Genomic DNA, 9,779 nt, shown 5'->3' with positions numbered 1-9,779 from the left:
TTCTGCATGACGGGTTGATTATAGAGGTTTTATAGGGTAATTGCAAGAAAAATATTATCCTTCCAATCTTCCCACCGAGGCTTCTGAAATTGATAGGACTTACCCATTTTTATAATCCTTATTCCAATGCTCTGCGTTGGGGTATTGTAGACAAGCCGCAACACAGAGCATTGCGGCGAGAAAATAAGTGGATTGCGCAAGTCCTATTTAATAAGGAAGACCATAATTTCTTGACGCTCTATCTTGATAATGGTAGAATTTTCACCGCTACTGAAAATCTTATTATCAGCGTGAATTGAAAGGGATCTATGAAAAATAAGCATTTTGTTCATATATTTATTGCGCTGATTATTTTCTCGTGCAATCCACAAACTCCCCTTTTAGATGAAGCGAATAAATTAAATATAGTTGCCACGACCAGCATTGTTGCAGATGTGGTCGCGCAGGTCGGTGGAGATTTGGTGGATGTGCAGATTTTATTGCCCGAGGGTACTGATCCGCATAGTTTTGAACCTACGCCGCAGGATATAGCCAAAGTTGCTGATGCGGATGTGATCTTTGCACACGGCGCGGGTTTGGAAACCTTTCTTGAAAATCTGATTGAGAGCGCGGGCGCAAAAGAAAAGATCGTTGAGGTAGCGGAGGGGATTGAACTCCTTGGAGGGGTTAAGGATAAACACGATGACGATGAGCATTCGGGTGATCCGCATACCTGGACGGATCCCAACAACGTCATCATTTGGGTGGAGAATATCGAATCTTCGCTGATCGCAGAAGATGCCATCCATGCTGATTCTTATGCAGAGAATGCGGACGCCTATATTGCTGAATTAAGGGAAATCGATGCCTGGATACGGGAGCGGATTTCTGAAATCCCGCTTGAAAATCGCCAGATCGTCACTGATCACAGTTTATTGAGATATTATGTGGATGAATACGGTCTCGAGCAGGTTGGGGCAATTATACCGGGGTATAGTTCGCTTTCCGAGCCATCGGCCCAAGAACTGGCTGAAATTGAAAATACCATTCGTGAACTGAAAGTAAGTACTATTTTTGTTGGCAGGACAGCTAATCCCGATCTCGCAGAGCGTGTTGCTGAGGATACTGGTGTTCAGCTGGTGTATTTTTATACCGGTTCGTTGAGCGCATCCGGGGGTGAGGCTGGTACATATCTGGATTACCTGCGATACAATACAAATGCATTTGTTAATGCGTTGAAATAATAATACATGAAACGTGAGATGTGAATCACTTTTCACTCATCATTTTCTACAATCCTGAATATAATTAAAATATATCTTCTTATGTCCATCTTAAAAGAAATCAAAAAGACCACTATGCACCTTGGCCGACAACAGCGCCACTCCCACGATGTGGATGCGCCGATTTTGAGTGCAGAAAAATTATTTATGCGCTATGAAAATGGTCCCGCGCTTGCGGACATCTCCTTCTCTTTGCGGGAAGGTGAACGGCTCGCCATTGTTGGGCCAAACGGTGCTGGTAAAAGTACCCTGCTTAAAATTATTGCCGGTGTTCAGGATCAAACATCAGGGCAAATCCAGATTTTTGGGCACGCACCCGATGGACATATTTGTATTGCGTATGTCCCCCAACGCAATCAGGTGGATTGGAATTTTCCTGTCACCGTTGCAGACGTGGCTATGATGGGACGAATTGGGAAATTGGGCTTATTTCGCAACCCCAAATCTCACGATTGGGATATCGTCCATCATGCCCTGGACGTAGTCAAACTTGAGAATTTTGCCAAACGCCAAATTGATCAGCTTTCCGGTGGTCAGCAACAGCGGATGTTTATCGCCCGTGCCTTGGCCCAGGAGGCTGAACTGATGTTGATGGATGAACCGATGACAGGGCTTGATATCACTGCTCAGGAAGACATCTTCAATATTTTGGATGAACTCCGCGAACAGGATGTGACCATCCTGATTTCTTTGCATGATCTGAAAATGGCCTCCGAACGCTTTGACAGGGTGATGTTGCTCAATAAACGGATGCTTGCCATTGGGCCTGCTGAGGCCTCTCTCTCCCCCGAAAATCTTCTCAAAGCCTATGGCGGACACCTCCAACTTGTCTCCACCGATAAAGGGATACTGGCCCTCGGCGATACCTGCTGCGAGGGGGAGCATTAGCCCCCCTCTGGCTCCCCCCGTGAAACGGGGGGAGAATCAGCCCCTCCTCCCCCGTTTGCGGGGGAGGTTAGGTGGGGGCAAGGAATGATAGATGTCTTTATACTTAATAAGTACTCGGAAAGAAAACCATGCTTGACCTTATTCTCGAACCCCTCCAGTATGCATTTATGGTGCGTGGATTTGCCGCTGCCGTGATGGTTGGCATTGTCAGCGCAGTTGTTGGTACCTATGTTGTCTTGCGCGGGATGGCTTTTTTTGGGGATGCGCTGGCACATTCAATTCTGCCCGGTGTGGCAGTTGGCTATTTGGTCGGCGGAGGCGCGCGGGAACCGCTTTTCTGGTGGGCCTTACTCGCCGCTATTCTCAGCGCGCTGGGCATAGGCACGATCAGCCGCAGCACCAAGATCAAGGAGGATACTGCCATCGGGATCATCTTCGCGGGGACATTCGCCCTCGGGGTTGCTCTCATCTCCACCGTACGTAGCTATACCGTTGATTTGACGCACTTCCTTTTTGGTGATGTACTTGGCGTTCGCAATAATGATCTGTGGTTGATCGCTATTTTTGGCGGATTGGCGCTGCTTCTGATTTTGGCATTTTATAAAGAGTTCATGGTGCTTTCCTTTGACCCTGTACTGGCCGCGACTTTGCGTTTACCCGCGCGTCTGCTCGAATTTCTGCTGCTGATCCTGATTGCGATCACAATTGTGGTTTCGCTCCAAACGGTCGGGGTAGCCTTAATGGTCGCGATGCTCGTTACCCCTGCCGCGACGGCCTATTTGTTGACCAAACGTCTTCCCGTGATGATGGTGCTCGCGGCGATGATCGCATCGTTCTCCGGGATTGTGGGCTTATACGTCTCCTATTATTGGAGTATCGCATCCGGTTCGGCGATCGTCCTGGTTTGTACAGCGATCTTTGGGGTTGTCTGGGGGATTCAAGCTATTGTCTTACGCGTACGTATGAGAAATTAGTAAATAGATTAGTATTTCTTGTAAACCTGCTCTCGTCGCCGTCCCCGGCGGCGAGGACGCCGCCTTGAGCAAGTTAGTTTATTGACTAAACAAAGATGTCCAATAATGGTCCAAGCATATTTTATATTTTGCAACCTATCAGAATAAGATGCGTATATTGGGGTAGATAAAAAGAACAGGAGAATACGTGGACGAGGAAAAGACCTGGATCCTCCAGGCACAGCAAGGCAGTGATGAAGCGTTTACAACTCTGGTCGAGACCTATCAAAAGCCGGTCTATAACTTATGCTATCGAATGCTCGGTGAATCAGATTGGGCTGAAGATGCAGCACAGGAGAGTTTTTTGAGAGCCTATCAGAATCTGCACCGCTACGATGTAAAACGATCTTTTGCAACCTGGTTGCTTTCTATCGCAGCGCATTATTGTATAGACCGCCTGAGACGCAAAAAACTGCCGACTTTTTCCCTTCATGATGACGAAGGGACGCCCAGAGAATATATCCCGGATCTTTCGGCTGTGAACCCTGAAAAAGCAGTTATCCGTAGTGAGCAAAGAGAAGATATTCAGGATTTACTTCAAGGTCTTAGCGAAACTGACCGGGCTGCGATCATTCTGCGATATTGGTACGATGCTTCAGAAGTGGAAATATCCGAAACTCTCTCCCTGACTGTTAGTGCGGTGAAAAGTCGTTTGCATCGCGCTCGGCAAAAGCTTGGAGACCTCTGGCAAGACGAAACCGATAAATCTCCCCATGTGGAAAGGATGCCTTATGGATCACCGGCATTTTGAGGAAAAACTGCTCAATGATGAGCAACTAGCGCCCAAAGAGAATAAGGCCTTTCAGGCCCATATTCGTAAATGCGCCAAGTGCGCGGCATTGGCTGAAGCCAATCTCGCTCTGCATAATGTCGTGATGGCAACCCCCGCTCCGGGATTTGCAAGCAGGTTCCGGATTCGGTTGGAAGCGAAGCGCAAAGCTCAACGGCAGCGATATTTCTTTGGCGGGCTGATCCTGTTGGTCAGCGGGCTGGGAGTTCTCATCTGGCTGGCAATACCGGTCCTGTCCGCTGCGCTGGCATCGCCGACCCAATTACTTGTCGCGTGGACTTCCTATATCGCCTCTGCACTATCTTTTATTAAGGTGATAAACGAAGCCGGTTCGGTGCTTTTGCGTGTTCTGGCCAGCTTTATTCCCTCATCGGCATGGGTGCTTTCCCTGAGTTTTTTCGGCCTTTTAGGCCTGGTCTGGTTCTCATCGATCCAGAAAATATCGCGTTACCCGCAAATGATTTAGAGGAATAAAAAATGAAAAATAAAATGAAATTTCTATCTGTAATTATGGTTCTAATGCTGGTCTTGCTGCCCACGCAAAGCGTAGCTGCAAAAGGACCTGGTGATGGCCCCGTCATCTTTGGTGGAACCTATACCCTCGAGAGCGGAGACAGCCTTGATGACAGCGTGGTCGTCTTTGGCGGCGTCGTGATGATCGAGGTTGATTCCGAAGTGAAAGGCGATGTCGTTGTTGTTGGGGGCAGTCTGACGGTCAATGGGCAGGTCAACGGCGATGTGGTTTTGATCGGTGGGGCAACCTTGCTTGGCGAAGAATCGCTGATCAAAGGCACTCTCTCAGTTATCGGCGCGACCCTAAATCGGGAAGAGGGTTCACAGGTCAATGGTGAGATCATCCATACCGCTCCGGGGATTTTATCAGACGAGACCCGTATCCCAGAAATTCCTGGCATTCCCTTTTTTGATCAGTCCCCGCTGGTTGTCCATCGCAATCCTTTATGGGCAGTGGCCGGTGTCATTGGACGATCAGTAGCTATGGGATTGCTCGCAATGCTGGTGGCCCTCCTTCTTGCTGAACCGATGCGACGGGTGGGAGAAGCCGCAGCTTCTCAGCCAGCGATTGCGGGTGGATTGGGCTTCCTGACGATTGCCCTGGCTCCCTTTGTGGTCGTGGTCTTGATGATCACTATATTGCTCATCCCGGTTGGATTGCTCGCCATTCTTGTCTTGATGGTTGCCCTGCTCTACGGCTGGATCGCCCTCGGCCTTGAAGTGGGTGAACGTTTCACAAAGATGATCAATCAGGAATGGCCCTTACCGCTAAGCGCGGCCTTTGGCACCTGGTTACTGACCGTCATCGCGGCCTCAATTGCCCTGATACCCTGTATCGGCTGGCTGGTTCCCTTCGTGATCGGTACCCTCGCCCTCGGCGGTGTGATCATGTCTCGATTTGGCTCACAATCTGTCCTGCCCCCTGTGGCAGAAGTTGTTGATCCTACTCCCCTCCCACCTGTGGATGGGGAATAATCCCCACCTATCCTCCCCCGAATGGGGGGGAGGGCCTTATAACATAAGACTTCCGAAGTTTCAAAAACTTCGGAAGTCATTTTCTTTAATAGGGGTGATGATCTTATTTGCTAAGATTTTTCTCTGATTTTCTTTCTCAAACTTAGAATATTTTCCTTGACCCTTTCTTGAATTCCATTTTCACTCCCATTGCTATAGTAGAGATACTTTTGGTAATTATTGAGGGCCGCCTTGTATTTATTTTTCTTCTCCAGGACCTGTGCCAGATTATAGTAGGCTGCAGCATAATCCGGCTGAAGGTGGATTGCCCGCATAAAATTAGCAATGGAGTCATTCAAATTCCCTTGGGCGCTGTGGACAAGTCCGCGGCTATGATAGGCATCGGTATAATCTGGTTGGATGCGAATGGCCTCGTCGTAATCCTTGATGGCATCATCCAAATTTCCCAGATTATAGTGTTCAATGCCCCGGTTATTATAAACTTCGGCATAATCTGGGCGGATACGGAGAGCTTCATCATAATCACGGACTGCCCCTTGCATATTCCCTCGGGCTCCGTGCGCATTTCCCCTGTTGAGGTAAGCCTCGGCCAAGTCTGGTTTCATACGGAGGGCTTGATCATAATCGTTGATCGCGGCCTTATAAGCACCCTGGCGATTATAGGCATTCCCGCGATTAACATATGCCATGGGAAAATTCGGCTGAAAACGGAGAGTCTGATCATAATCGGCGAGTGCGCCCTCCAGATCTCCATGTTTTTCGCGCGCCAACCCCCGATTGTGATAGGCATCTGCAAACTTTGGCTGAATACGGAGTGTTTGGGAAAAACAACGGATGGCTTCCGGGAAGTTTTTATCCAAAGCAAAGACATAGCCGCGCTCAAACCATTTTTCTGCATTAAGTTCTTTCTCTCTAATAAGGCACATTTTATTAAAGATCTTTTTATGCTCCAGCGTTCTTTTTTCTACGGCATTGCTCAACGGTTTCAAGGGCGTATCATATGGGACGGACCTCAAATACTCGTTGCGTAGTTTTTCCAACCCATTATAAAAATCTTCAGTATAAATTTTCAACCCATTGCAATCTTTTAAAGGAGATAAATTCCCTTTAAATGCTTCTATGGTTACAGGGCTATCAAACTCAAAGCCTTCCAATAATAAAAGGATAATATTTCGTCTTTGGTCAATAGCCTGTACGATGGTACGTCGTAGCCAATCGCCTGGTTCATTGCATTCTTCCAGAGCAGAAGGGGAAAGAATGGTTAAAAAATGTGCTCTGGCTTTGATGTTTTCAAAATTGTTTTCTTCAAAATTATCTGTGTAATCATTTTTTAAATCCAGATAAGCATCATAGCCATTTGCTGTTAAATCCTGATATACCGCCAAGGCGGTATAAAAATTGGTGCGTCTATAACTGATAAAAACTGTCTTTTCAACCCGCCCCATACCTAGCTCCTGTAAATTTGTTTGGGGAAATAATTATACAATAAATCAAGAACCTGAGTTTTATCAGGATGATCTCTACTCCGTTGTTTTTAGCGTACGAATGATCAATGCTGCCGAGAGTGCCAGGACTGCCGTCAAAGCGAAGATGAACGAGAATCCAAAAAAATCTGCCAGAATGCCGCTGATAAACATACCCAGCGCTCCGGCAGCAAATTTGAATCCCAGTACCAGACCAGAGGCCAATCCACGCCCACCCTGGATGGTTTTCTGTGCGAGTACCACCAAAATAGGATGCACCGATCCGTTCAGCGCACCAGCCAAAGGCACGACGGCGTAGAGCCAGGGTGTCCATCCTATCCGGGAGATGGTAAAGAGGGGGAGAGTGGCTAATAATAAGGCCGTGGTGATCACATTTCGTTTGCCGTAACGGTCGGCCAGCATCCCTCCAGCCACATTTCCCATCGCGCCTCCAACCATATACAGGCCGGTTATTATTCCATAAACGGTTGCGGTTTGGCCGAGATCACTGAGATATTTTGGGATGAAGGTATTCATCGTTTGCTGTACCCAGGCCTGGAAGGCAATTGTTGTAGCCAGGGTGATGATGAAGCTTTTTCCCACAATGAGCCGAATAGATGGTTTCTTATTTGCCGCCATTTCCTTGGGCTGATGGTTGACCAGCGAACGTAAACGGTAGGCTGAATTCAGGGCTATTGGTATCCCCAGGAGTGAAAGCATGAGCAAACCCGTCAGGCCGAATCTGTCGAGGAGCGGACCACCAATCATCGGGCCGAAAGCGTACGCAGCTTGCCCAAAAAGAAAGAAATAAGATGCCGCTGTCGTTTCTCGACCAGAGAAATGTATCTCTCCTATTTTGGTTGCCTCGGCGGCGCCTGCTGGATGAAATGCAGCTGATCCCAGGCTGGAAATGATCATTGATCCAAGCGAATAATAACCGGGCAGAATCAGCGCCAACGAGAAGAAGATGGCCATCCACAATACTCCGCCAGCTGCCAGCCAGCGTGCGCCACGACGATCACTGAGCCAGCCAAAAAATGGTTGTGAGAAGGCCTGTGTCCAGACATAGGCCATGCTAAGTCCACCGAGCGCAGTATTGCTGATGCCAAGTTGCGCTCCGATAAAGGTGAAAATCACTGCCCGCTGCGAACCGAGCAAATCTACAAAAGTGTGCCCAAGCGCTATGGATGAGAAAATTGCATTGAAGAGAATGGTCATTTAACTCCCTGAATTAGCCGAGAGGCTTGAAGTCGTAAAGCCCATATTCCTGAATATAATCGTAAACAGGAATGGGAAGATAATATTGGATGGGCAAGCCCTTTGCCGCGCGGAGACGAATTCCACTGGATGCAATTTCGAGCAGCGGAGCATCAACGTAGCGCAGCTTTGACCGGAGGTTGGGTATCGCCATATCGAGTTTGCTCAGGTCAACAAAATCACCAGGGCGGCGCATCACACCGATTTCGTGGGAGGCAGCCACAATATCTGCAGGTCGATGCCAGGATAGAAGATCATGCAGGGAGTCCCCACCCATCACGTATATAAGATCAGTATCGGGATTTTCTTCTTTGAGAAGATCGAGTGTGTCGATGGCATAATGTGGCCCCTCACGATCAATTTCGATGCGAGAAAGCTCAAAGTGCGGGTTATCATCAATTGCAAGATTTACCATCGCCAGACGATGCTCAAGTGGGGTTATGGTACGACCAAGTTTATGAGGCGGGATTGCTGTAAGCACCCAGAGCAGACGGTCGAGTTTGAGTTGGCTGCGGATTTCGCTCGCCAGGATCAAATGTCCAAGATGCGGTGGGTCAAAGGTTCCACCAAAGATACCGAGACGTGGTTTTTGCATGGGCGAAGTATAACCCTTTTGGGCTGCCTCGACATAAGAAAATAAAGCGAAAATGCCAGCTTTTCCGGCCTGAGCAACCGGAAAATGCTGTACAATGAAATCATGCATGCGTACCGTCTTTTTGCCCAGGATTTGATAGAAAATATTCCTCTTCGCGCAACGGAGATGCCCATCCCCGAACCGGGACCGGGACAGGCGCGTATCAGGGTCAAGGTTTGCGGTGTCTGCCATACTGATTTGCATACCGTTGAAGGCGATATCCACCCGCCACAGTTACCGATTACACCCGGGCATCAGGTCGTGGGGATTGTGGACGCTCTTGCCCAACCTTCTTCGCACGGGATAAAAATTGGCACGAGGGTCGGTATCCCCTGGTTGCATTCTGCCTGTGGAGAGTGTGAGTATTGCCAGCGCGGATTGGAAAATCTTTGCCCAAACGCTAAATTTACCGGATTCAATGTGGATGGTGGGTATGGGGAAATGATGCTTGCCGATACACGTTATCTTCTGACTATTCCAGAGAGAATATCAGATGAACAGGCTGCCCCTCTGCTTTGTGCAGGGGTTGTTGGATACCGTGCGCTGAAACGCGCTGAGATTGAGCCGGGTGAACGAGTCGGCCTGTATGGTTTTGGCGCCAGCGCACATTTGATGATCCAGGTATTAAATTATTGGGGCTGTGAGGTGGCAGTCTATACCCGTTCAGCAGGGCACCAGGATCACGCTCGAGAGTTGGGAGCTGCCTGGGCTGGCGAAGCAGGCCAAAATCCGGGAATGGTGCTCGACAAAGCTGTGGTTTTTGCCCCATCGGGGGATATCGCAATCCGCGCATTGGAGGCAGTTCGTCCCGGAGGAACTGTCTCGATTAATGCCATCCATATGAGTGATATCCCATCCTTTCCTTACGCAACCTTGTGGGGTGAGCGTACACTTCGCTCAGTAACAAATGCCACCTATCAAGATGGAGTCGAATTTCTTGCCCTGGCTGAGCAGGTCGGGCTAAAGTCAACGGTTGAAAATTAT

Annotated in this window: 10 protein-coding genes; 7 read left to right on the top strand and 3 right to left on the bottom strand. The window is 48.6% G+C overall.

The genetic code is table 11. The features are described from left to right. Positions 1-308: 308 nt before the first annotated feature. From AC3DOM_RS11595 to AC3DOM_RS11570, 6 genes are all read left to right on the top strand, one after another. Positions 309-1,223, top strand: a complete 915-nt coding sequence (locus AC3DOM_RS11595) for a metal ABC transporter substrate-binding protein (RefSeq protein WP_487919207.1) — start codon at positions 309-311, stop codon at positions 1,221-1,223. An 81-nt stretch (positions 1,224-1,304) separates the two neighbouring features. Continuing rightward, positions 1,305-2,150: a metal ABC transporter ATP-binding protein gene (locus tag AC3DOM_RS11590; protein WP_487919206.1), complete on the top strand. Its 846-nt coding sequence runs from the start codon at positions 1,305-1,307 to the stop codon at positions 2,148-2,150. A gap of 128 nt (positions 2,151-2,278) precedes the next feature. Next, positions 2,279-3,124, top strand: coding sequence for a metal ABC transporter permease (locus tag AC3DOM_RS11585; RefSeq protein WP_487919205.1), 846 nt, complete (start codon positions 2,279-2,281; stop codon positions 3,122-3,124). A gap of 187 nt (positions 3,125-3,311) precedes the next feature. Continuing rightward, a complete protein-coding gene (locus AC3DOM_RS11580) occupies positions 3,312-3,914 on the top strand; it encodes a sigma-70 family RNA polymerase sigma factor (protein ID WP_487919204.1) in 603 nt (200 codons plus the stop codon). Further along, positions 3,895-4,419 carry a hypothetical protein gene (locus AC3DOM_RS11575; RefSeq protein WP_487919203.1) on the top strand — a complete coding sequence of 175 codons (525 nt, stop codon included), beginning with the start codon at positions 3,895-3,897 and terminating at the stop codon, positions 4,417-4,419. Before AC3DOM_RS11580 ends, AC3DOM_RS11575 begins: the two co-directional genes overlap by 20 nt. An 11-nt stretch (positions 4,420-4,430) precedes the next feature. Beyond that, positions 4,431-5,441 carry a hypothetical protein gene (locus AC3DOM_RS11570; protein WP_487919202.1) on the top strand — a complete coding sequence of 337 codons (1,011 nt, stop codon included), beginning with the start codon at positions 4,431-4,433 and terminating at the stop codon, positions 5,439-5,441. A 110-nt stretch (positions 5,442-5,551) separates the two neighbouring features. Here the strand turns inward: AC3DOM_RS11570 and AC3DOM_RS11565 are convergent, their stop codons facing one another. From AC3DOM_RS11565 to nadD, 3 genes are all read right to left on the bottom strand, one after another. Beyond that, on the bottom strand, positions 5,552-6,886 hold the full coding sequence (locus tag AC3DOM_RS11565) for a toll/interleukin-1 receptor domain-containing protein (RefSeq protein WP_487919201.1): 1,335 nt from the start codon (positions 6,884-6,886) through the stop codon (positions 5,552-5,554). A 75-nt stretch (positions 6,887-6,961) separates the two neighbouring features. Further along, entirely contained in the window at positions 6,962-8,122 is a 1,161-nt protein-coding gene (locus tag AC3DOM_RS11560; RefSeq protein ID WP_487919200.1) for an MFS transporter, read from the bottom strand. A gap of 13 nt (positions 8,123-8,135) precedes the next feature. After that, positions 8,136-8,864, bottom strand: a complete 729-nt coding sequence (gene nadD / locus AC3DOM_RS11555; protein WP_487919199.1) for a nicotinate-nucleotide adenylyltransferase — start codon at positions 8,862-8,864, stop codon at positions 8,136-8,138. Here nadD and AC3DOM_RS11550 point away from each other — a divergent pair. Continuing rightward, the coding region (locus AC3DOM_RS11550; RefSeq protein WP_487919198.1) for a zinc-dependent alcohol dehydrogenase family protein at positions 8,859-9,779 on the top strand (921 nt) is incomplete at its 3' end. The two genes, nadD and AC3DOM_RS11550, sit on opposite strands and share 6 nt — an antisense overlap.

Source organism: Candidatus Desulfolinea nitratireducens (assembly GCF_982879505.1).
The sequence above is the reverse complement of the archived record's forward strand: the minus strand, read 5'-3'. Positions and strand labels throughout refer to the sequence as shown.

What these genes read in the sequence shown, in the direction of transcription:
- AC3DOM_RS11595 (WP_487919207.1), top strand. Translation starts at nt 309, where the DNA reads ATGAAAAATAAGCATTTTGTTCATATATTTATTGCGCTGATTATTTTC.
- AC3DOM_RS11590 (WP_487919206.1), top strand. Translation starts at nt 1,305, where the DNA reads ATGTCCATCTTAAAAGAAATCAAAAAGACCACTATGCACCTTGGCCGA.
- AC3DOM_RS11585 (WP_487919205.1), top strand. Translation starts at nt 2,279, where the DNA reads ATGCTTGACCTTATTCTCGAACCCCTCCAGTATGCATTTATGGTGCGT.
- AC3DOM_RS11575 (WP_487919203.1), top strand. Translation starts at nt 3,895, where the DNA reads ATGGATCACCGGCATTTTGAGGAAAAACTGCTCAATGATGAGCAACTA.
- AC3DOM_RS11570 (WP_487919202.1), top strand. Translation starts at nt 4,431, where the DNA reads ATGAAAAATAAAATGAAATTTCTATCTGTAATTATGGTTCTAATGCTG.
- AC3DOM_RS11565 (WP_487919201.1), bottom strand. Translation starts at nt 6,886, where the DNA reads ATGGGGCGGGTTGAAAAGACAGTTTTTATCAGTTATAGACGCACCAAT.
- AC3DOM_RS11560 (WP_487919200.1), bottom strand. Translation starts at nt 8,122, where the DNA reads ATGACCATTCTCTTCAATGCAATTTTCTCATCCATAGCGCTTGGGCAC.
- nadD (WP_487919199.1), bottom strand. Translation starts at nt 8,864, where the DNA reads ATGCATGATTTCATTGTACAGCATTTTCCGGTTGCTCAGGCCGGAAAA.